Below are 22,360 nucleotides of genomic sequence, written 5' to 3'. Positions count from 1 at the left end.
GTGTTAGGCTGTTTTTAAATTCTCTGAGTTGAACTCTAACAGGCCGAGCTTATATTGTGCATAAAACTGACTATCGACTTCTGATTGCTCATGGCAAATAAAATAGCCAATGTCATCTCTAAAAGGCTTAGCTTGCTGGTGTTTGCCATCTTCCCAATATAATACTGCATGTTTCACCAAGTCACCCATATAAGTATGATCCCACTCATAATGACAAAAGCCATGGTGCGGAGACAAATAAGGCTCATACTTATCTACTAAAGTGATATCAAGCAAACCATTTTTATAGGCCGCAAATACCTTTGCATCATATTCCGCTGTCTTTTCGTCAACAAAATAGGCAATGTCTCTGCGAGGAGGTAATGCTTGTGGCAAACCAAACTTTTCATTCACACCTGAACACTCGACGACAATCCAAGAAACAAAATGCGCACCTATTTGATGGTCCCATTTCAATGCAACAAACATAATCATTCCTTATACAAATTTTGCCGTGATTGTATTTCTATCATATAAATTTAAAAGTCTGAAAAGCCGAATGCTTGCTTCAAATCAAAAATTCTTAAGCAAATTTCATGAATAAGTTTTTTCAAAACGTTACAAGATATTACGAAACCTACGGTTTAACTGACTTCTAGGGAGATTCAACGAAATCCGGATTTTTTATCTTTGCTAAATTATCCATATCTGCGCCACAATGTTATAGCTGATTACTTTTGGTGCCTTTGGACATTACCATGAACTTAACCCGTTCCTCTTTAAAGAACCCGGCTGCGGTCCTTGTCATTCTTACTTTAATCATTTTATTTGGCATCATCAGCATTTTTAAGTTACCCATTCAGCTCACTCCTGAAATTGAACAACCTCAGATCACTATTTTTTCTGGTTGGCGACAAGCAGCCCCTGAAGAAATTGAATCCATGATCATCGAACCTTTAGAAAATGCCGTAAAACATACACCTGGCGCACTCGAGGTAAATACCAATATCAACCAAGGTGGCGGTGCTATAAATCTGACTTTTGCTGTTGGCGCTGATATGCAACAAGCCATGTTGGATGTGCTAACTAGTTTAAACCAAGCCCCCCCTCTTCCTTTAGATGCGATGGACCCTATGGTTACTGCCGGAGGAAATGGTGGTCCTGGCTCAGGAGGTCCAACAGCAGCAAGTTTATTAGTTGTGCCTTTAAGCTTTGACTCTGAGCAACTTGATATGGCGCAATATCAAAAGCAAATTGAAGACATTATTGAACCTAGGCTTGCGCGGATCCCAGGAATTTCTCGTGTCAATATGAACAGTGAACGACCTCGTGAACTGCGCGTAACATTCGATCCGCAAAAAGCAGCGGCATTTGGTATCAGCCTTGCGCAAATTCGTCGTACATTATCGACAGCCAATGATAGCTCTGGCGGCTTGGCTGATGTCGGACGTCGACAATACACAGTGCGATTCACCGGAAAATACAATGTCGACAACTTAGCTGAACTACGAGTGGGCTATGTGGGTGAACGACCCATTTATTTAGGCGATATCGCCAGTGTCGAAGATACAGTGACTGATCGCCGCTCTATGACATTAAGAAATGGTAAACCAGCTTATTACATCACAATTTCAAGAGCAAATGACGCCAATACTGTTGCTGTATTAGACGAAATAAACCATGCCATTAAAGAACTAAATGAAGGCGCTTTAAAAGAAGCTGGTCTTGCCATTGAACTAAGCTTCGATTCATCAGTGCATATCAGAAATGCATTACAGCTGGTAAAAGGTAATTTAGGCTTAGGGGTATTACTGGCTTGCGGTATTCTCTGGCTGTTTTTTAGAGGACTAAAACCCACTCTGATCATCGCAGCAACCATCCCTGTTTCACTGATGGTTGCATTTTTAGCGCTTAACCTATTTGAGCGAAGTTTGAATGTTGTGTCATTAGCAGGTCTGGCATTTGCCGTAGGCTTGGTACTTGATGCTGCAATTATCGTGCAAGAAAACATAGCTAGACTAACTGCCTCGGGCATGGCTGCAAGCAAAGCAACTTTGAAAGGAGCCACGCAAGTTGGGGGGGCTTTATTTGCTTCCACTGCAACCAGTGTCGCTATTTTTTTACCTATCATGTTTATGGCGGGTATTGAGGGTCAGCTATTTTCAGATCTCGCTTTGACTTTATCTATCGCTGTTATCTCGTCACTTATCTGTGCCATGACGCTTATTCCTGTCGCAAATAAGCTTTGGCCGGATACAAAGATTAAATCTGACCCATATCAAGCCTATTGGCATAAAGTCACCCATTTCGTTGTTAAATTAACCAATAGCAGGGTTAAACAACTTAGTTGGATAGCCTCTTTGTTAGGTGGCTCTGTATTTATTACCTATGTTTTATTACCTCAAACAGATTTTATGCCTCGTGCCCCTACCGACGGTTTCTTTTATACCTTGCTGACACCGCCAGGTGGAAATATCCAATTTATGGAAGCCGAAATTGCATCACGAGTTAAAAAGCGTGTGATGCCGTATTACGAAGGCGAAAAGTCGCCGAAAATAAAAGACTTTAATTTTTATGTCTTCGGTTCAAATGCCGGTGGGTTTATTTACTCGGAAGATCCAACCCGAGTAGAAGAACTTATGAAAGTCGCACGTGAAGAGATATTCCATGATTTGCCTGATACACGTGTTTTTCTAACAAGAGGCTCGATGATCCGAGTCAACAATGGTGGAGATGGTCGAGTAATAAATATCGATTTATCTGGCCCAAACATTGATGATTTGATCGCAGGTGCAAGAGTCGCTTTGCAAGCAACACGAGAAGCTATACCTAACGCTTCAGCGCAGCCTATGCCGCGTTTAGATATGGCCGAACCGGAATTAAGGCTTCACCCTGATGACAGACGGATCACTCAAGCGGGTCTAACACGCAGTGACGTTGCACAAGCTGTGCAAGCATTCACTGGGGGATTATTTATTAATGAGTACTTCGATGGTAACGAACGTATGAACGTCATCTTGCGTGCAAAACCCTGGCAATCACCAGAAGAGCTTAAAGAGATGCCTATCATTACACCTCTGGCTGGCACACAAACACTCGGTGAACTTGCCCGTGTTGAACGAACCGTAGGGCCAACACAATTAAGACGTGTAAATGGCAAGCGCACAGTCACCGTCATGGTCACTCCGCCGCCTCAGATGAGTTTACAAGAAGCACAAGCACGCCTTAATTCACAAGTGCTGCCAAAAGTACAAGCTGCGGTTTCTGCTTCAACGAGTGTAATCTTGGCTGGTAATGCGCAGAAGATGAATTCAGCAATTGAGGAAATGACCATCAATTTTTCCTTAGCCTTATTTATCTTATTTTTATTGATGACTGCATTATTTAAATCAGCAAAAGATAGCTTCCTTGTTCTATTGATCATGCCTTTGGCGTTAGCAGGCGGGGTTATTGCTCTGTATGTACTAAACCTATTTACCTTTCAATCACTCGATCTTTTAACCATGATTGGTTTTATCATTCTGCTCGGGTTAGTCGTCAATAATGCCATCTTATTAGTTGACCAAACTCGTAGCTCTGAACGAGACGGGATGCAAAGAGAAGATGCTGTGAGGCAAGCCGTATTATTACGTGCTCGCCCAGTTTACTTAAGTACGCTAACCAGTTTATTCGGCATGTTGCCACTGATGCTAGTACCAGGTGTCGGCTCAGAGATATACCGCGGTTTAGCAACCGTAATTGTTGGGGGGATGGCTATCAGCGCTCTTTTTACACTGGTATTAATGCCTAGCTTATTACTATTAGGTAAAAGCAAATATAAAACACCGAAGCCCATTAACAAAGAAAAGCCGCAACTCAATTTAGTTGCGAATCAATAAAGGAAACTGCTGATGATTTTTAACCTCTCTAAGATTCGCACGAGTATGCTTTCAAACAGTTTTGCCCTAGGGGTAATATCTTGTATCGGCTTATTTTCTGCATCGAGTTTTGCGGCTTCGCCTGTTGCAGTTGAAACAATAGAGCAGGCAAAACTACACAGTAATTTGTCGGTACACGGCACTCTTTATGGAAAACAAGATGTTACATTAACGTCTGGTGTAGCTGGCAGATTAACCTTTGTAGCCACACCAGGGCAGTTGGTCAACAAAAATGACATGCTCGCTAAGATTGACTTGTTGCCACTACAACTCGCTAAGGCAAAACAAGAGGTCATGTTAGAGAGAGCCAAAATTAATCTTACCTTTCAAAAGCAGGAACTTGCTCGATTAAAACGATTGGCCAAAAGTAACAGCGCCGCAGCGACACAAGTCGATCAAGCGCAGAATCAACATGACTTAACCCTCACTGATATTAAATTGGCTGAGATTGAACTTAAAGTCATTGAAGACCAATTAAACCGAGCAGTACTGAAAGCGCCATTTAGTGGTGTAGTGAACGAAAGATATGAACGTGCTGGTAGCGAAATAAACCGTGCTCAGCCGCTTGTCAGTTTAATTGACATAAACAACCTTGAAGTGCGTTTGTATGTACCAGTTAAATATTTAAAATACTTAAGTTTAGGCAATGAATTACAGTTAAGCGCGGGTCAACTAGATGACCCAAAACAGGCACTTGCAACTGTAACCGCTGTGATCCCAGTTACTGATCCAAGAGCGCAATCCTTTGAAGTTCGTGCAGACCTTTTAGCAAATGACACACAAAGCTGGGCTTCCGGGCAATTAGTCGATGTCGTGGTACCTTTAAGCTCAAATACTGAGGAACTAATCGTTAATAGAGACGCTCTAATACTTAGGCAACAAGGTGTGCATATCGTGAAAATTAAAGATGATAATACCGCAGAGCATGTAGCAGTCATTGTTGGTAAAGGCCAAGGCGATCAAGTTGCAATTAAAGCAAAAGACAAAGGTGCCTTAAAAGTAGGTGACAGAATTGCGATAAGGGGTGCTGAAACCCTTGCTCAAGGTCAAGAAGTAGAAATCCAACCTACATTATAGAAACGTTTACTAGCCCAATGAGCAAGCCGCTAAGTCTTTTCTTAGCGCGCTTGTCTCATTTTTTAAGCTTTATCCACCTAAAAGAGCCATTTAAAATGACTCGTTCAAAAGGTTAGACAGTCAGCTAAATCAAACATCATCCTCAATGTTATCTTTACCTTTTGTGCGCTCGATACTATCAAGCTTGTGGTGTATTGCCGATTTAATGAGCATATAACCACTAATAGGTGCTGTTAATAGTAAAAAAATCGAAATCAAGATCTCTTTAACACTGATCCCCGCTTCAGATTGACTAAAAAACACCATGGCTGCTGTTAACAAACAAGCCATACCCAGTGTTGTTGCTTTTGTCGGACCATGTAGACGCATGAAGAAGTCTGGCATTTTAACAAGGCCAATTGACCCAACCAACACGAATGAGCCACCAATTAAAAGTAATATAGAAATAATCCACTCAGCCATCGCTCACCTACTCTATTATATCGCCGCGTAGTAAATACTTACATATAGCAACAGTACTAACAAAACCTAACATTGCAATTAACAGCGCTGCTTCAAAGTAAAGCTCAGTGCCCATGCTCAGACCATATAAAATAATCAGAGCAATACTATTAATGTACATGGTATCTAAAGCCAAAATTCTATCTGGCACTGACGGGCCTTTCACTAATCGCCACAAATTCAACAATAACGAAACGCCAATCATGGCAAACACAATTAGGATAACTGTCTCTAGCATTCAAAGATCTCCTTCAATGGTGCTTCATAGCGCTGTTTAATAGTATTAATCAATTCTTGCTCGTCTTTTAGATTCAATACATGGATCAACAAATAGCGCTGCTCAGGCTCTTCGCCTTCTTTCAATGTCTCTTTCCATGGGTAAACCTCTGCACTCACTGTGCCGGGAGTCAATGATACAGTGCTGGCTAGAATCGTAATCGGCATAGCTTGGTCAAGATCTAAAGGCACTTTAACAAAGCCCGGATTTAGCTTCTTCGTCGGACCAAGTATTAAAAGCGCAACTTGAATATTTGCGGTAATGATATCGTACAACACTAACAATAATTGTTTCAATGCCAGCCCGGGATGTAAGATCAGCGGCTGTTTTGTCCTAAACGGATTAGTCGCCAATGGGATCACAATCGCTAGAATGGCACCTAAGATCAGATGCCCAGCTGAAACGCTGTTATTGAGTAATAACCAAACACTGAAGAGTAGTAAGCTTCTAAAAGGCGTTGGTAACCACTTAAACTTTGCTTCTGTACGCATTATTTAGCCTCCCCAAGTACCACAGATATGTTCGCTGAGAAGTCATGCAATTGTTTTGCAGCTTCAATGGCATACTCAGACATATTACCAGCAAAAATAACCATTAATGGTGAGCCAAGTAATACAATTAACAGCGCAGATATCTGATATTTATGCGCCTTGACTGGCTCAACGTTGTCTTGTCCTTTGTTTTGGTGATGCCAAAACACTGTACTGCCCGCCTTTGAAATACCGACTAATAAAGCCAAGCTAGCCAATAAATAAAGCCCCCAGAATATAGCGCCATATTCACTCTCGAATGTCGCTCTGAGTAGCCAAACTTTGCCAATAAAACCTGAGAGCGGCGGCATACCAATAACCGTAATAGCAGCGATAGCAAACGCCCCGCCAAGTAATATAGGTTGGGTGACAGGTCGACCAATAGTGATACGATCAGCGACTTTACCACGTTGAATTCCTATCATATCGGCAAGTAAGAATAATGCCGCCGTAACCAGTGTCGAATGAACTAGATAAAAAATAGCTGCAGCACTGGCCTCTTCTGTTTGCACAGCAACAAGCGCAACCAGGGTACCCACAGATACTATCACTAAGTTAGCAACAAGTTTGCGCATGTCTTTACTCGCCAAAACTCCAATGGCGCCCATCACAATAGTTGCCAAGGCTAACCACCACAGCCAACTCTGGGCCATATGGCTTAACTCACCAGCTTCATCACCAAAAATCAGTGTGTACACTCGCATCATCGAGTAAACACCCACCTTAGTCATAATTGCAAACAGCGCTGCAACGACCGGCATGGCCGTCGCATATGTGTTAGGCAACCATAAATGAAGCGGTAAAAGCGCGCCTTTTAGAGCAAATACAACAAGTAGTAACAAGCCACCAATTTTAGCAAGGTAAACATCATCACCCTGTAAGTTTGTGATTTTGTTTGCCATATCAGCCATGTTTAATGTGCCAAGTACACCATATAAAATGCCTAGTGCAATTAAGAAAATGGCAGAGCCCACCAAGTTCATTATCACGTATTGTAACGCTGCTCGAGTATTATGCTTATCGCCGCCATGCATTAACAATGAATAAGAGGCAATCAATAACACTTCAAAGAAAACAAATAAGTTAAACGCATCGCCCGTTAAGAATGCGCCATTTACACCCAACACTAAGAAATGCAATAAAGGATGATAAAAGCTGCCCTTCTCGTCATCACCTGCACACGCATACAATGCACAAGTCAGGCCAAGCAAAGAAGTAAGAGAAACCAATAAAGTCGAAAGCGGATCAGCAAACAACACAATACCAAACGGTGCCTGCCAATCACCTATCGCATAAGTTGTGCTGCCCATTTCTTTTACTTGTACCAGCAGCAGCACCGATGCAAGCAAGGTGATAAAACTGAGTGCCACTGAAGAAAAGCGACGGATCTGCTTATTCTTACCACAAGGTGGCATTAATAAAATAACCCCTGCCAACATAGGAAGTAATACAGGCAGAGAAGTTAAATGTTGGATCATGCTTTGCCCTTGTTATTATTAGTCGGAACTTGACCATTAACATGGTCATTACCTAAATCTGCACGGCCTCTGATTGCTAAAATCACCACAAATGCGGTCATCGCAAAGCCAATTACAATCGCAGTTAACACTAAAGCTTGTGGTAAAGGATCTGCGTAATCTGAACTATATCCAAGTACAGCAGCTTTATTTAACGTTAAACGACCTGATGCGAATAAAAATAAATTCACCGCGTAAGACAACATAGTTAGGCCTAATACCACAGGAAAAGTTCTTGAGCGCAAAATCAAGAACACGCCACACGCGACCAACAGGCCCACGCAAGATGCATATAATATTTCCATTAGATGTTTACCTCTTCTTTCGGTGCATTGGCAGTTAATTTACCTAGACTTGCTAAAATCATCAGAGTTGCACCAACAACCGTGATATATACCCCTAAATCAAATACGAGGGCACTGGCAAGCTCAATCTGGCCAATCACAGGAAGGTCAAAGTAATCAAACCATGTTTTCAAGAACGGACGGCCAAATAACCAACTGCCTACACCTGTTGCAAGAGCAATTGCGATACCCGATGCAATAATTTTACGGTAGTTGATGGTTAAACGCTCTGCTATCCAGTTCGAACCATGCGCAATGTACTGCAGAATAAAGGCAATCGCAGTGATAAGACCTGCAATGAAGCCGCCACCTGGTAAGTTATGGCCGCGAAGGAAAATATAGAAAGACACTAACAGCGCGAGAGGTAGTAGACTCTGTGAGATACTTGCAAGCAACAACGGATAGCGCTCTTTCGCCCAAGGACGCCCTTCACTATCAGAGCCTGGCATAAACAGCGGCAAGTTTACTAATAGCTTGTAGATACCCAAAGCAGCAATACCGAGTACACAAATCTCACCGAGCGTGTCAAAACCACGGAAATCAACCAATATCACGTTAACCACGTTAGTACCACCACCGCCTGTTTTCGCGTTCGCTAAGAAGAAATCAGAAATACTGGTCAGTGGACGAGTAATTAACGCATAGCAAATACTACCAACGACGATACCAATTGTAGAGGCAATGCCTAAATCACGTAAAACACGCACGGAGCTTGAAGCTTTAGGAGACTTTTGCGGTAAGAAAAATAGCGCCAGCATAAGTAATATAATGGTCACTACTTCTACCGTTAATTGGGTTAATGCTAAATCAGGGGCTGAAAAGCGTGTAAAGGCAATTGATACCATTAAGCCTACAACTGATAGCATAAGTAGAGAGATCATGCGCTGGCGATGCCAAATTACTGTCGCTATCGCTGCTATCATTAATAAGCCTGCGCCAATACCATTGTGAACATCTACCGGTGTCAGAGGGTTGTTACCCGCTAATTGTGCCATTTCAAATAAAGGCCAACCTGCTGCCAGTAAAACAATCACAAACATCAGCATTAAATAACGTTGCAAAGAGCCATTTTCAACGGCAGCAATTTTATTTTGGCTCCATTTAACTAACTTAGACACTGAGCCATCAAACATCTTTTTACCTGTCATTGGTGGTAGTGATGCTTGGAATTGGAATAAATACTTGCGCTGAGTATAAATTAAAATACCACCGGCAACGGCAAGCGCACTCATAAGCAATGGTAAGTTAAAACCATGCCAAAGAGAGATCTTATACTCAGGCACTTGCCCTGCAAGTACCGCATCAGCAGCCGTATAAATAATGTCATGAACAATGAAATTCGGAAACATCCCTACAATTAAACATAAGGCTACAAGTATCTCGATTGGAATACGCATATATCTTGGTGCTTCATGAGGCTCTTTAGGTAAATCAATTGGATCGCCGTTGAAGAAAACATCATGAATAAATCGCGCTGAATAAGCCACTGAGAAAGCTGCAGCGATGGTTGCAAGCACTGGAACTAACCAAGACATTGAGCCTAATAATTGTTGATGAAGGGTCTCTGCAAAGAACATCTCTTTTGATAAGAAACCATTCAGTAACGGTACACCTGCCATAGACGCGGCAGCAACCATAGCAAGTGTTGCGGTATAAGGCATAAATCGCCACATACCATTGAGCTTACGCATGTCGCGCGTACCTGACTCATGATCGATAATACCAGCAGCCATAAATAATGACGCTTTAAAAGTCGCATGGTTAATGATGTGGAATATGGCAGCTACAGTTGCAAGCTCTGTGTCTAAACCAAATAGTAAGGTAATTAAACCTAAATGACTGATCGTAGAATAAGCTAGCAGACCTTTTAGGTCATGTTTGAAAAGCGCTACATAAGCTGCAAATAGCAAAGTCGCTAAACCAGTAAGGCCAACTAAAATAAACCACAACTCTGTGCCCGCAAGTGCTGGATAAAAACGTGCAAGTAAGAAAATACCCGCTTTTACCATAGTTGCACTATGTAAGTAAGCACTGACAGGTGTTGGAGCTGCCATCGCATGTGGCAACCAGAAGTGAAATGGGAATTGCGCTGATTTGGTAAATGCACCCAATAATACTAATACTAGCGTAGCTTCATATAAGTCATGTGCTTGAATAAGCTCACGGCTTGCTAATATAACATCGATATCATAGCTACCGACAATATGACCCAACATTAACAGACCAGCAAGTAAGGCAAGGCCACCACCGCCAGTGATAGTTAGCGCCATACGCGCACCTTTACGTGCTTCTGACTTATCCCACCAATAGCTAATCAATAAGAATGAGCTAATACTGGTAAGCTCCCAGAATAGCCACAGTTGAAGCACGTTATTCGCCGTTACAATACCTAACATCGCCGTCATGAACAGCATCAGGTAAGCGAATAATTTCGGCATAGAATCTTTTTCACTCAGGTAATAACGGGCATAGAAGATAACCAACATGCCAATACCTAAGATCATAAAAATAAATAATAGTGAGAGCCCGTCAAGTCGGAACGATAACTCTAGACCAAGTGCAGGCACCCAATTGATGCTTTCACGCAGTACTTCGCCCGCAAATACATCTGCAGCAGAGTTAATGACCAGTATTAAGGCAATAGCAGGCATTACTAGCGTTAAAGCGGTCGTTTGGTTACGCGTTAGCTTACCCGTTAAAGATGAAATAATACTGCCAAAAAAGGATAACAAAGGTATCCAAAGCAAAGTCATATAATTAACCTTTTTTATTGTGCTGTCACAGAGATAAACAGTGCAACTAAACACTGATAGTGATGGATAGTTATGCATCTAATTGTGCATTTTCTCCATGCAAAACTGTTACAATTTATACTTATTAGTGTTTGAGTTGTCTATAGTTTTGAGTTCTAGCTGGTTAAATACTAGACGAAATTAACAAACAATTCAGATTAAATTATAAAATTAGATATAAGCAGACAGCTTAATTAATATTAGTTTGTGCATTGTTTGCCAGCTTTTGCTGCTCGATCAACCAATCTTGTTGTACTTTTTTTTGCCAAAGCTGTCTATATTGTTCCGAAAGAGGCAGTTCTTGAAATTGCATCTTGCTCCATTTGAGAGCAGGTTTAAAAGCGTCAAGTTTACCATTTTGACAGGTCACTGATTTTACCCATCCTTGAGGCGCATTTTCAGCTAAACCAACAAACAAATTTGGCGCTTTTAATCCTTTTGAATTACACAACCAGTGCGCTTTTTGGCCATAAATCGCATACTCATCTTCGAAACCACTGAAGTGCATTAATTCATGAACTAGAACGTCGTAATCACTTGTCATAGTTAGCGTCATCTGTGTCCCTCTCACATTCGCTAGCCCACTTTTTGTCATGACAATTAAAAAATCTGATTTAGGTAAATCTCGCATCATGTTACAAATTGCAAACCCCTTAAAACCCTCTTCGCATATAAGTGCATTGCCAACATAATAAACCTCACTCAAACAAAAGCTATTCTGCTCTGGCTCTGGCTTTTGCAAATATTTGTCTCGCAGAGCATTTAATTGTTGATATGCAGAAAAACGATCGGCTAATAACAATACATTATTTTTACACTCTGTATTAAAAGCGACTTGTTCAGGTAACAATGCGATAGATAGCCCGTCTAATTGGGCCTTATTCAATTTGTCAGGTGCGATGCCTTGCTGAACATCTAATACTGTCTCTAACCGCTCTGTTGGCTTAAGGCGCTTTGACAACGTCGTTAATTCTTCCCAGCGCTGCTTTAAAACGAGTAAATCAACCAATTCATTCAATCTTGTTTCTGGAATGTTGGTTGGCAAAGCCTGCCAGAGAAATCTTGTTTTATGAAACTCGCCCTCCCGAACCAAATGGAATAGCCAAGCTAAATTCACTTCAGGCTCATCTATGAACCGGAGTTTTTCTAGGGTACTGGCGGGTAAGTCGAATGGGTTTATATCGACAAAATAATACGCTTGAGGAAAGCGTTCTAAAAAGTCAGTTTGTGAAAGTTTATCCGCAAGCCTTGGGTGATCAACACTGCTGTTAATCACCACAAGAAAGAAACAAGACCAAAAATACTTAGCCAGCTTTAACACCGGCAAAAAGCTCTAGTTCTAATCGAGCATATTTATGCTCGACAAATTCGAATACATTTGTAGCCAGCGCGAGCTTAAAGAAGTCAACCGCGACAGCCTCTTTGCCTCTTGCTTGATAAAGCTTTGCTAAGTAAAAATATGCTTCACAGAGTCGCTCTGCATATTGCTGCTGCCCTGCTACACCCTCTGTGATTTGGGCTAAAAACTGAGTTTCAGTTAGCTGACCTAAGTAAAGCTGTACAAGCTGAGTAGACCATTCATCTGGGTTAAGTGCTTGGCTATTGGCTTTCAGTTGTTCATAAGCGGCACTGGCATCTACTTTTGCTTGCGCTAAATATAACCACATAACACGATAAGCATCGGCTGGAGAGCGTGCTAAAAATGCTTCTAAATCTTGGCTAGAAAGCTCTGGCCTACCACCATAATAAAGCGCTATACCACGATTAAGATAAGCGTATTGATGGTCTTCATCTAGTTCTAAAACTGCATCAAACATTTCATACGCCTTACCGAAATCTTGCGCAAGTGTATGGTGAATACCTAGAAAATTATACACAGAAGCAAGATCGGGCTTTAGCTGCACTGAACGATTAAAGTCAATACGTGCCAAGGTTGATAAACCAACGCTGTCATAGAGTCGACCCCTTCTCAGAAACAGCTCTGCTTTTTGGTCATTATTAATTTCAGGAGAGAGCAACAGCTCCGAATAACGAGCAATTTCAATTTCATTTCTATAATTTGGCGCTAATGGAACACCCAAAGGCACATTAGCCACCGACTTAGCCGTTTGTTTCTCTGAGGTTGTTTGACAACCCGCTAAGGTCATCGCGACCACTGATGCGAGTAGAAATGATTTAAACTTCATTGGCTTCCTTTATGTGATATCAGCAAACTGAACTGTCTTTATATGCTGACAGTCATAATAGCGATAAGTGCCATTAAAACATAAAAAAAGGGGCCTAACAGCCCCTTTTCATTGTTACATGAGAGAAAACAGATTATTCAGCTGACTTTTCTTGCTCAGCGTCTGCTTTTTTCTCAACAGCTTCTTTGATGCTAAGACGAACACGGCCCTGACGGTCAACTTCAAGTACTTTAACTTTAACTTCTTGACCTACAGTTAGGTGATCAGACACGTTATTTACACGCTCTTCACTGATCTGAGAAATGTGTACAAGACCATCTTTACCAGGAAGTACGTTAACGAATGCACCAAAGTCAACGATACGAACAACTTTACCATTGTAAAGCGTACCAACTTCAAGCTCTGCAGTAAGCGCTTCGATACGTGCGATAGCATCTTTTGCACTTAGACCATCTGTTGCTGCAATCTTAACTGTACCGTCATCTTCGATTTCGATTGTTGTACCAGTCTCTTCAGTAAGCTGACGAATTGTTGCGCCACCTTTACCGATCACATCTGCAATCTTCTTCGGTGGGATGCTCATTGTGTAGATACGCGGTGCAAATTCAGAAAGCTCTTCTGAAGGGGCCGCAATCGCTTGGTCCATCACACCTAGGATGTGTAAACGCGCAGCTTTTGCTTGCTTAAGTGCGATCTGCATGATTTCTTTAGTGATACCTTCAATCTTGATATCCATCTGAAGTGCAGTAACACCCGCGTTAGTACCTGCTACTTTAAAGTCCATGTCGCCTAAGTGATCTTCATCACCTAAGATGTCAGAAAGAACAACAAAGTCGTCGCCTTCTTTAACTAGACCCATTGCGATACCCGCAACAGAAGCTTTAACTGGTACACCCGCGTTCATAAGCGCTAGTGACGTACCACATACAGAAGCCATTGAAGATGAACCATTTGATTCAGTGATTTCTGATACTACACGGATTGAGTATGGGAATTCTTCAAGTTTAGGAAGCACTGCAGCTACACCACGCTTAGCTAGGTTACCGTGACCGATTTCACGACGCTTAGGCGAACCTACAAAACCAGTTTCACCTACACAGAATGGAGGGAAGTTGTAGTGCAACATGAAGTGGTTCTTCTGAGTACCAGTCAGGTCGTCAATTAACTGTGAATCACGCTCAGTACCTAATGTTGCAGTAACCAACGCCTGAGTTTCACCACGTGTGAAGATAGCAGAACCATGCGTACGAGGAAGAACACCCGTCATTACGTCTAGTGCACGAACCATATCTGGTTCACGACCATCGATGCGCTTTTCACCTGCGATGATACGACCACGTACTGTTTTCTTCTCTAGAGAACCAAACAGTTTACCAACTTCTTGCTCATCCAAAGACTCATCTTCAGCAAGCTCAGCAGTTAGTTTTTCAATTACTTCTGCTTTAGCAGCAGAAATCGCTTCTTTACGCGCCACTTTATCAGTGATCAGGTAAGCTGCACCTACTTTCTCTTCTGCTATTGCAGCGATTTTATCAGCCAGTGTTACGTTCTTTTCTGGTGCTGTCCAATCCCAAGCTGGTTTACCCGCTTCAGCTTTAAATTCTTCAACAGCTTTGATGATAGCCTGTGCTTGTTCATGACCATAAACAACCGCACCTAGCATTTCTTCTTCTGTCAGTACTTCAGCTTCTGATTCAACCATTAGTACAGCGTTTTCAGTACCAGCAACAACTAGGTCTAGCTTGCTTGATTCAAGCTCAGTCAGTGTTGGGTTAAGTACGTATTGACCGTCAGTGTAACCAACACGAACCGCACCTAGTGGACCGTTAAATGGAATACCAGAAATAGCAAGTGCCGCTGATGTACCAATCATCGCAACCATATCAGGCTGGATGTCAGGGTTTACAGAAACAACTGTTGCGATAACTTGTACTTCGTTTACGAAACCGTCTGGGAAAAGTGGACGAATTGGACGGTCAATTAGACGTGCGATCAAGGTTTCACCGTCGTTTGGACGACCTTCACGCTTTAAGAAACCACCAGGAATACGACCTGCAGCGTACATACGCTCTTGGTAATTAACTGTTAGTGGGAAGAAGTCTTGACCTGGTGCTGCTTCACGCTTACCAACAACAGACACTAATACTGAAGTGTCACCGATGCTAGCTAGAACTGCACCGTCAGCTTGACGTGCAATTGCACCTGTTTCTAGGGTCACTGTATGTTGACCTAGTTGAAATTCTTTAATAATTGCTTGCACAATATTTTCCTTATTTAAAACAAAATAAAACGCCAACAATCACCAATTACAGTCTTAAACAGACTAAATAAATCTACTTAAGTACTACAATTGGCTAACGCGTCGGCGTTCACTCGACATAATTGCCAAGTGCGAGTAAGTATACTTGTAGAATACCCACAAAAAAAGGGGCGATTAGGCCCCTTTTTTATCATTGGCTAAAAAGCCAACACAAACAAAAAGATTAGCGACGTAGGCCAAGCTCTTTGATTAGTGCAGAATAACGCTCAACACTCTTACCTTTTAGGTAGTCTAGAAGGTTACGACGTTGGCTAACTTTACGAAGAAGACCACGACGTGAGTGGAAATCATGCTTGTGGTTAGCGAAGTGACCTTGTAGCTTGTTGATGTCAGCAGTTAGAAGTGCAACTTGTACTTCTGGTGAACCAGTGTCGCCTTCTGCACGTGCGAATTTTGCTACGATTTCTGCTTTTTCTTGGTTGCTTAGTGACATAATAACTCCAAAATAAATTTAAATTGTGCTTTAGCCGATCACTAATTCAGCCAAAGCGGGAAGCGGCGCGTAGTTTATCAACATTCACACCTAAACTCTAGTATTTAATCTTGTTGGCTTGAAAGTGCACGCTTTGCTTTAAGTAAGCCTTGTTCATTGCGCTCACCCACACCGGCAAATTGTCCATTGGCAACGACTTTAATGGGACCGTTTGGCAACTCACCACAACTTACCGTTTGACCATGCCCAAATGCAACACCTTGCGCTTCATCAATCTCTACACAAGGTAAATCAACGAGTGCGGTATCCATGGGTAACAACAATTCGTCAAGATACGTACTTGTAGGTAAATCTTCTGCTTTCGCCTGATTAAGTTTTTCTTCAAGTTGCTCTAGTGTCAGCATCTTATCACTTGGATAATGCCCCACTTTCGAGCGATGAAGCATAATCACATGTGCGCCACAACCAAGCTTTTCACCTAAGTCGTCAACAATAGTGCGAATATATGTGCCTTTAGACACGTGCGCTGTCATTTGAATTTCTTCATTTTCCGCGTCATATTCGTCGAGTGTTAAACTGAACACATTGATCTTGCGACATTTACGTGGCACTTCGATACCTTGTCTTGCATAAAAATATAGTGGCTTACCTTCGTATTTCAACGCCGAGTACATTGAAGGGTACTGATCTGATTCACCTAAAAAGCTAGCGACTTGCTCTTCAAGCACTTCTTGCGACACTGCAACTGGACGTGTTTCGACTACTTCACCGTCAGAGTCGGAGGTAGTGGTACGCTCGCCTAGCTTTGCTCTAACAACGTACGTTTTATCAGTATCAAGTAAAAACTGGCTGAACTTAGTCGCTTCACCAAAACAAATTGGTAGCATACCTGTTGCAAGTGGGTCTAGTGCCCCTGTGTGACCTGCTTTTTGCGCGAAATAAATACCTTTCGCGCGCTGTAGTGCTTTATTTGAAGAAATGCCTTCGGGCTTATGAAGAAGTAAAATGCCATCAACCGGGCGACCTTTAGATCGTCTCGCCATGCTAATTACTCTTCGCTTTCTTCCTCTGGGCCGCGCTTCGCATTGTCTTCACGGATCACAGAGTCAACTAAGTTAGAAATACGCATACCTTCAAGAAGAGATGTATCAACCACAAATCTCAGCTCAGGCATGATACGAGCGCGAATACGTTTACCTAAAATAGAACGAATATAACCCGTTGCATCATTCAGTATTTGTACGCTCTGTTTGGTTTTGTCTTCATCACTGGTGTTTAACACAGTAACAAAAATTTTTGCGTATGAAAGGTCTCTTGAAACTTCAACGGCAGAGACCGTAACAAAACCTAAACGCGGATCTTTAATTTCTCTTTGTAAGATCACAGCGATTTCTTTTTGAATTTGCTGTGCAACTCTGTCAGTACGAGAAAATTCTCTCATTATCACCTACTTGTAATTTAAACCATTGATTTTATTAATAGTTTTATTAATCTATCTAATAGACGAATGGGGGCATATAAATGCCCCCATTTTGTAAATCAGTATAGCAGTTGATTACAGGCTACGCTGGATCTCTACAATCTCAAATACTTCGATTTGGTCGCCTACGCGTACATCGTTGTAATTCTTTACACCGATACCACATTCCATACCGTTACGAACGTCATTTACGTCATCTTTGAAGCGACGTAGTGATTCAAGCTCACCTTCGTAAATAACAACGTTATCACGAAGTACACGGATTGGATTGTTACGTTTAACAACACCTTCAGTAACCATACAACCGGCAATTGCGCCAATTTTAGGTGACTTAAACACATCGCGCACTTCAGCAAGACCAATGATTTCTTGCTTGAATTCTGGCGCTAGCATACCAGACATTGCTTGCTTAACTTCGTCGATTAAGTGGTAGATTACACTGTAATAACGCAAATCTAGGCTTTCAGCTTCAATCACTTTACGAGCAGAAGCGTCAGCACGTACGTTGAAGCCTACAACAATCGCGTTAGATGCTGCAGCAAGTGTTGCATCAGTTTCAGTAATACCACCAACACCAGTACCAACAATCTTCACTTTAACTTCATCTGTTGATAGCTTCACTAGTGCATCTGAAATCGCTTCAACTGAACCTTGAACGTCCGCTTTAAGTACCACATTAACTTCAGACACATCGCCCTCAGTCATGTTAGAGAACATATTCTCAAGCTTCGCTTTCTGTTGACGAGCAAGTTTAACATCGCGGAATTTACCTTGACGATAAAGTGCTACTTCACGCGCTTTACGCTCATCTTTAACAACAGTCGCTTCATCACCTGCAGCTGGCACACCTGAAAGACCTAAGATCTCAACTGGAATTGAAGGGCCTGCTTGCTTGATGTCTTTACCATCTTCGTCTTTCATTGCACGAACACGGCCGTACTCAAGACCACAAAGAACAATATCACCTTGCTTAAGCGTACCTGACTGAACTAGTACAGAAGCAACTGGACCACGGCCTTTATCTAGGCGAGATTCAATGACAACACCTGACGCCATACCGTCATGCACAGCCGTTAATTCAAGTAACTCTGCTTGCATTAGCACTGCTTCAAGAAGATCGTCAACACCTTGACCTGTTTTCGCTGAGATGTGCACAAACTGGACGTCACCGCCCCAATCTTCAGGAATTACATCGTGCTGAGAAAGTTCGTTCTTAACACGATCTGGATCAGCTGTTTCTTTATCAATTTTGTTTACAGCTACAATAAGAGGTACTTCTGCTGCTTTCGCGTGCTGTACCGCTTCGATTGTTTGTGGCATTACACCATCATCAGCTGCAACAACTAGGATTACAATATCAGTTGCCTTCGCACCACGAGCACGCATTGAAGTAAACGCTGCGTGACCTGGAGTATCTAGGAAAGTAACCATGCCGTTTTCAGTTTCAACGTGGTAAGCACCGATATGCTGTGTAATACCACCCGCTTCACCTGATACCACGTTCTTAGAACGAATATAATCAAGTGTTGACGTTTTACCGTGGTCAACGTGACCCATAACTGTTACAACTGGCGCACGTGATTGTAATTCAGCAGAACCTTCACAACGGTCATTTAGTACTTTTTCTTCTAGCTCGTTCTCTTTAACAAGAACAACCTTGTGACCCATTTCTTCAGCAACAACTTGTGCTGTTTCTTGGTCAAGTACTTGGTTAATGGTAACCATTTCACCCATCTTCATCATGGTTTTAACGACTTCAACGCCCTTAACCGCCATGCGAGATGCAAGCTCAGCAACTGTGATTGTTTCACTGATGCGGACTTCTTGTTTTACGTCTGCAACTGGCTTTTGGAAACCATGTTGTAAAGAAGTAGGTGCCTTCAGCTTGCCTTTACGGCCTCTTGCTGGTGCTTCAGCTTTCGCTGGACCTTTCTTCTTCTTCTTGCGACGTGCACTCTTTTCTTCACGCGCATCTGACTCATCTTCTGCTTCACGAGCATATGTTGATGTAGTCATGTGGTGATCTGCTGTTTCTTCGCGCTTCTTGCGCTCTTCTTCTTCCTTTTTCCAGCGCGCTTCGTTTTCTTCCGCTAGACGACGAGCTTCTTCTGCTTGACGTTTTGCTTCTTCTTCAGCTTTTTTCAATGCTGCTTCTTCTGCTTCTTTCTGCAATCTTTCAGCCTCTAGACGATCTTTCTCTTGCTGTTCTGTATCCACTTGCTTGCTCTGCTGTTCTTTGGCTTTACGTTCAGCATCAGCTTTACGCTTTGCCTCTTCTTTAGCTTTACGCTCAGCTTCCTCTTTTGCTTTACGCTCTGCTTCTTCTTTCGCCTTTTGTTCAGCTTCTTGCTGAGCTTTCAACTCAGCTTCTTTACGAGCAGCTTCCTCTTGCGCTAAACGCTCTTGCTCTTTTTGCTGTTCAACGGCGCTCTTCTTGACATAAGTGCGCTTTTTACGAACTTCAACTTGTACAGATTTCTCTTTACCTGTCGAACCTTTCACGCTTAAAGTGCTTTTGCTTTTACGCTGTAATGTCATACGCTCTGGGCCTTCAGCACCTTTACCACCATGCTGCTTGCTCAAATGATCAAGTAATTGTGCTTTTTCAGCTTCAGTGACCATATCACCATTGCTTTTGCTGATCCCAGCATTACTTAATTGCTGCAACAGTTTATCAACAGATGTATCAATAGTTTCGGCCAGTTTTTCAATACTTACTTCTGCCATAGTGTGTGTTACCTCCGTTAATAAATTTTATGCGTCTTCACCAAACCAACAGATATTACGTGCAGCCATGATAAGCTCACCCGCTTGTTCTTCTGAAAGTTCAGTAATCTCTACTAATTCGTCAATACCTTGCTCTGCTAAATCTTCAAGCGTTACAACACCTTTACTTGCCATTACAAATGCAAGGTGACGCTCTAACCCTTCTAGAGCAAGTAAATCTTCAGCAGGCTCTGCGCCTTCAAGACTTTCTTCAGTTTTAAGAGCACTTGTTGTTAGTGCATCTTTTGCACGATTGCGTAGCTCTTCAACTGTATCTTCATCAAGACCATCGATTTCTAAGAACTCAGCCGCAGGCACGTAAGCAACTTCTTCAAGTGAAGAGAAACCTTCGTTTATAAGTAAAGTTGCAAAGTCATCATCGATGTCTAGGTTTTCAGTAAATAAGTTGATCAGTTTATCAGATTCAGCCGCGTTCTTCGATTCCATATCTTCTACTGTCATTACGTTTAGTTCCCAGCCCGTTAACTGACTAGCTAAACGGATATTTTGACCGTTACGACCAATTGCTTGCGCAAGGTTATCAGCTTCTACAGCGATATCCATCGAACGTGAATCTTCATCCATTACAATTGATGCAACTTCAGCTGGTGCCATTGCATTGATAACAAACTGAGCTGGGTTATCATCGTAAAGAACGATGTCAACACGCTCGCCACCAAGTTCTGTCGAAACAGCTTGTACACGTGCACCACGCATACCTACACATGCACCCACAGGATCAATGCGCTTATCATTTGACTTAACCGCAATTTTAGCACGTGAACCAGGATCACGAGCTGCACCGCGAAGCTCAATCATTTCCTCACCAATTTCAGGCACTTCGATACGGAATAATTCCATTAGCATCTCAGGCTTAGAACGCGTTACAAATAATTGCGCGCCACGTGCTTCTGGTTTAACTTCATATAATAAACCACGAACACGGTCACCCGGGCGGAAGCTTTCGCGTGGTAACATATCCTCACGGTAAATCACAGCTTCTGCGTTGTTACCTAAATCAATGACAATTGCATCGCGCGTTGCTTTCTTAACCACACCGGTTACTAACTCACCTTGCTGGTCTTTATAAGCTTCAACTACCAGTGCTCGCTCTGCTTCACGTACTTTTTGTACGATTACTTGCTTGGCCATTTGCGTAGTAATACGGTCAAATTTAATTGACTCAATTTGTTCTTCAACAAAGTCACCCAGTTCAATACTGTCGTCATCAAAACGCGCAGCTTCAAAAGTGATTTCAGAAAATGGGTTTTCTAACGACCCATCTTCTTGCGGGTTTACCACCATCCAGCGACGGAAAGTATCGTATTCACCCGTTTTACGGTCAATTGAAACGCGTACGTCAATTTCACCTTCATGCTTTTTCTTTGTTGCCGTTGCTAATGCAAATTCTAACGCCTCAAAGATTTTTTCTCTAGGAACCGCTTTTTCATTCGAAACGGCTTCTGCTACTAAAAGTATTTCTTTTGCCATAATAATGCCTCGCTTGCCCTTGTCCTTCGCTCTAATTATTAAAATTTTGCGATGATGTTGGCACGTTCAATATTGCTAAGCATGATCATATGATCTTGCCCATCGATTTGGAGAGTGATCATGTCACCAGACACTGCAACTAAATCACCTTTAAAATTTCTTCTTCCATCTTGAGGAAGCTTGGTACGAACTCTTAATTCTTCACCTTGTGCATGCTCATAATGAGCAGGCTTGAATAATGGTCTATCAACACCTGGTGAAGACACTTCAAGGTCGTATTCATTTGTAATCGGATCTTCAACATCTAAAATCGCGCTCACTTGGCGACTCACATCAGCACAATTATCAACCGTGATGCCATTCTCATGTTCGATGTAAACACGTAGAGTTGAGTGTCTACCGGCTTGCACAAACTCTAGACCCAAAAGTTCGAATCCCAATGCTTCAACAGCAGGCTCTAGCATAGCTGTTAATTCTAGCTCGATTTTTGACACAAATATCCTCCATACAAACAAAAAAAGGGCAAAATGCCCTGAGTAATCATGTATCTTTAGCAAGCTTTAGATACAACAACGCCCCGGACCAAGCGGGGCGTCACACTAAATACAAAACTGTGCGGCCTGAGGCCTAGCTTGGTCACGTCAGCGCTAAATACGAACGCTATAAACGCAAAACGCGCATTACAATGAATGCGCGCTACCAGAGTAAGAAAACATAAAAATGTTATCTAAAATTGGTTGCGGGAGCCGG

General features: G+C 42.2%; 18 protein-coding genes. 2 read left to right on the top strand and 16 right to left on the bottom strand.

Going from position 1 to position 22,360, the window contains the following annotated elements:
- Window positions 1-3: 3 nt before the first annotated feature.
- Window positions 4-468: a hypothetical protein gene (locus C1E24_RS17825; RefSeq protein WP_138483802.1), complete on the bottom strand. Its 465-nt coding sequence runs from the start codon at window positions 466-468 to the stop codon at window positions 4-6.
- Between the two features lie 269 nt (window positions 469-737).
- Here C1E24_RS17825 and C1E24_RS17820 point away from each other — a divergent pair, with 269 nt between their 5' ends.
- A complete protein-coding gene (locus tag C1E24_RS17820; protein WP_138483800.1) occupies window positions 738-3,857 on the top strand; it encodes an efflux RND transporter permease subunit in 3,120 nt (1,039 codons plus the stop codon).
- 12 nt (window positions 3,858-3,869) lie between these two features.
- Window positions 3,870-4,973, top strand: coding sequence for an efflux RND transporter periplasmic adaptor subunit (locus C1E24_RS17815; RefSeq protein WP_240722048.1), 1,104 nt, complete (start codon window positions 3,870-3,872; stop codon window positions 4,971-4,973).
- A gap of 129 nt (window positions 4,974-5,102) precedes the next feature.
- Here C1E24_RS17815 and C1E24_RS17810 read toward each other — a convergent pair whose 3' ends face one another.
- The 15 genes from C1E24_RS17810 to rimP all read right to left on the bottom strand — a co-directional run bounded on the left by C1E24_RS17810 (window position 5,103) and on the right by rimP (window position 22,104).
- Window positions 5,103-5,435: a Na+/H+ antiporter subunit G gene (locus tag C1E24_RS17810; RefSeq protein ID WP_058029289.1), complete on the bottom strand. Its 333-nt coding sequence runs from the start codon at window positions 5,433-5,435 to the stop codon at window positions 5,103-5,105.
- 7 nt (window positions 5,436-5,442) lie between these two features.
- Window positions 5,443-5,712 (bottom strand): K+/H+ antiporter subunit F, encoded by a 270-nt coding sequence (locus C1E24_RS17805; RefSeq protein ID WP_138483798.1) that lies wholly within the window; start codon window positions 5,710-5,712, stop codon window positions 5,443-5,445.
- Window positions 5,706-6,242, bottom strand: coding sequence for a Na+/H+ antiporter subunit E (locus C1E24_RS17800; RefSeq protein ID WP_138483796.1), 537 nt, complete (start codon window positions 6,240-6,242; stop codon window positions 5,706-5,708). The genes C1E24_RS17805 and C1E24_RS17800 overlap by 7 nt, the downstream gene beginning before the upstream one ends.
- Window positions 6,242-7,759 (bottom strand): monovalent cation/H+ antiporter subunit D, encoded by a 1,518-nt coding sequence (locus tag C1E24_RS17795; protein WP_138483794.1) that lies wholly within the window; start codon window positions 7,757-7,759, stop codon window positions 6,242-6,244. The genes C1E24_RS17800 and C1E24_RS17795 overlap by 1 nt, the downstream gene beginning before the upstream one ends.
- On the bottom strand, window positions 7,756-8,103 hold the full coding sequence (locus tag C1E24_RS17790; protein WP_058029285.1) for a Na+/H+ antiporter subunit C: 348 nt from the start codon (window positions 8,101-8,103) through the stop codon (window positions 7,756-7,758). The genes C1E24_RS17795 and C1E24_RS17790 overlap by 4 nt, the downstream gene beginning before the upstream one ends.
- A complete protein-coding gene (locus tag C1E24_RS17785; protein WP_138483792.1) occupies window positions 8,103-10,895 on the bottom strand; it encodes a monovalent cation/H+ antiporter subunit A in 2,793 nt (930 codons plus the stop codon). Before C1E24_RS17785 ends, C1E24_RS17790 begins: the two co-directional genes overlap by 1 nt.
- A 229-nt stretch (window positions 10,896-11,124) precedes the next feature.
- Window positions 11,125-12,261, bottom strand: coding sequence for a hypothetical protein (locus tag C1E24_RS17780; protein ID WP_138483790.1), 1,137 nt, complete (start codon window positions 12,259-12,261; stop codon window positions 11,125-11,127).
- A complete protein-coding gene (gene nlpI / locus C1E24_RS17775) occupies window positions 12,239-13,120 on the bottom strand; it encodes a lipoprotein NlpI (protein ID WP_138483788.1) in 882 nt (293 codons plus the stop codon). The genes C1E24_RS17780 and nlpI overlap by 23 nt, the downstream gene beginning before the upstream one ends.
- 133 nt (window positions 13,121-13,253) lie before the next feature.
- Window positions 13,254-15,380 (bottom strand): polyribonucleotide nucleotidyltransferase, encoded by a 2,127-nt coding sequence (gene pnp / locus C1E24_RS17770; protein ID WP_138483787.1) that lies wholly within the window; start codon window positions 15,378-15,380, stop codon window positions 13,254-13,256.
- 223 nt (window positions 15,381-15,603) lie between these two features.
- Complete coding sequence (gene rpsO, locus C1E24_RS17765) at window positions 15,604-15,873, bottom strand: 30S ribosomal protein S15 (protein ID WP_010385052.1); 270 nt, start codon at window positions 15,871-15,873, stop codon at window positions 15,604-15,606.
- Between the two features lie 104 nt (window positions 15,874-15,977).
- Window positions 15,978-16,916: a tRNA pseudouridine(55) synthase TruB gene (gene truB, locus C1E24_RS17760; RefSeq protein WP_138483784.1), complete on the bottom strand. Its 939-nt coding sequence runs from the start codon at window positions 16,914-16,916 to the stop codon at window positions 15,978-15,980.
- Window positions 16,917-16,921: 5 nt separating this feature from the next.
- Complete coding sequence (gene rbfA, locus C1E24_RS17755; RefSeq protein ID WP_058029279.1) at window positions 16,922-17,314, bottom strand: 30S ribosome-binding factor RbfA; 393 nt, start codon at window positions 17,312-17,314, stop codon at window positions 16,922-16,924.
- 114 nt (window positions 17,315-17,428) lie between these two features.
- Complete coding sequence (gene infB / locus C1E24_RS17750; protein WP_138483782.1) at window positions 17,429-20,080, bottom strand: translation initiation factor IF-2; 2,652 nt, start codon at window positions 20,078-20,080, stop codon at window positions 17,429-17,431.
- A 27-nt stretch (window positions 20,081-20,107) separates the two neighbouring features.
- Window positions 20,108-21,610: a transcription termination factor NusA gene (gene nusA / locus C1E24_RS17745; RefSeq protein ID WP_138483780.1), complete on the bottom strand. Its 1,503-nt coding sequence runs from the start codon at window positions 21,608-21,610 to the stop codon at window positions 20,108-20,110.
- A 38-nt stretch (window positions 21,611-21,648) separates the two neighbouring features.
- Window positions 21,649-22,104: a ribosome maturation factor RimP gene (gene rimP / locus C1E24_RS17740; protein WP_138483778.1), complete on the bottom strand. Its 456-nt coding sequence runs from the start codon at window positions 22,102-22,104 to the stop codon at window positions 21,649-21,651.
- Between the last annotated feature and the right edge of the window lie 256 nt (window positions 22,105-22,360).

It is taken from the genome of Pseudoalteromonas phenolica (genome assembly GCF_005876835.1).
Lineage (GTDB): Bacteria > Pseudomonadota > Gammaproteobacteria > Enterobacterales > Alteromonadaceae > Pseudoalteromonas > Pseudoalteromonas phenolica_B.
The sequence above is the reverse complement of the archived record's forward strand: the minus strand, read 5'-3'. Positions and strand labels throughout refer to the sequence as shown.